Source organism: Massilia suwonensis (assembly GCF_042655665.1).
GTDB lineage: Bacteria > Pseudomonadota > Gammaproteobacteria > Burkholderiales > Burkholderiaceae_D > Telluria > Telluria suwonensis.
The window spans coordinates 1-1,381 of the sequence record NZ_JBHSMR010000016.1; the positions used below are offsets into that span (position 1 = coordinate 1).

The 1,381-nt window shown below is 53.4% G+C and carries 1 protein-coding gene; it reads right to left on the minus strand.

What is annotated here, in order from left to right:
- Window positions 1–758: 758 nt before the first annotated feature.
- Window positions 759–962 carry a hypothetical protein gene (locus ACFPQ5_RS24760; RefSeq protein ID WP_379761745.1) on the minus strand — a complete coding sequence of 68 codons (204 nt, stop codon included), beginning with the start codon at window positions 960–962 and terminating at the stop codon, window positions 759–761.
- Window positions 963–1,381 lie beyond the last annotated feature (419 nt).

Here is a 1,381-nt window from a genome sequence, read left to right on the forward strand (position 1 = left end):
CTGTTAGACAGCGACAGGTCGTCGAGATCGCAAACTCAGGCGGAGTTTTTCAACACAATAGACCCGAAGCAGACACTCCAATTGTTTCGTAAACGCTCATGTCCAGAGTGCCGCTCATTCTAGTGAGGGGTTACAGTGTAAGTACTTGCCTGCTTTGAGCTACCTATGGCTTGGGTACAAGTGCCGTACAGGAGGCTGAAATGGACGCACTTAGACGCCGGACGACATTCCGCGGACTACCGCTAACGGCCGAGCAAGAAAGCGAGGTCCGGCACTACATTCACTGCAGAGAACGGAAAGCTTTGCCCTGGGACACAGCAGAGCTTGGTTCCATGATTCAAGATATGTTGAGCCCACCCGAACTGGTGGCTGAGGAAAGCAGGTATGTCAGTGACGAGCTACTCAAGGAGAATGCCGCTGCTACCGAAGACGAAGGCTCGGACGAAAGCAAACGCAACTAGCGACACTTCCGAATACTAGCGATCCGAGTCGCGCCGCGTCTGGCGGCTCAAGGACGCATCCGATCTCGATGTGTCGTTTTCACGCGTCAGACGCTCGAAAAGCTCATTCGGGCTTTCTTTCGATAAGGCGCGTTTCATTGCTGCTTTCTCGTCTTCGGAGGCAGGTGTCGGCGGTGTCCGTTGGGAGTTATCCGGTTTAATAGGACTATGCATCTTTGCTCCAAAAACGCCGTGTTGTAGCTTGACGAGACTAACGAGTTATACGGTCAAACTCAGACTGTCGCCATGGTCGAGAACTCAACTACCAAAATAACGAAGCGTGAAATCGAAAACCCAGCCCAGACGCGCCGACGACAGCGGCACCTGGACGGTCGCGTCGCACTCGAGCATCTTTGCCGCACTAGCGACGTCGTCAGAGGACCCCACAATACACACTACGGCAATCCACGGCGATACCCTGCGCACTTCACAAAAATAGCGGCTGCTATCGGCGTCCGTCATGCAGTGGTCCGTGAGCAGTACGTCGAAGTGTACTGCCGCCAGCGCTGCCAGTCCTGCACGTTCCCCAGTTGCCGTCACGAAGACGTGTCCAGCGTCGGTCAGAACCCGACAGGTATGTTCACTATCTATTTCCGACGACAGGAGAACCAATATTGTTTTGCGTGTACGGGCCATACAAGCAGGGTTGTGCTGGCACTCTAGATAACAAGGGCACCGCCTACTTATATTCGTCCCAGGTGCGATATGGCAACGTATGCCTATACTGGTGCACAGCTCTTGCTCTGGCGATTCACAGAGAAATATTAGGGCCGCTTCTGGCCGTTAGCAGACCTATTGAAGCGTCCGCTATCGACCTATTGCGTTGAAAAACTCTTAGGCAAAAGCAGTCCTTGATGAAGTAACTGTACAGGAAAGATGCG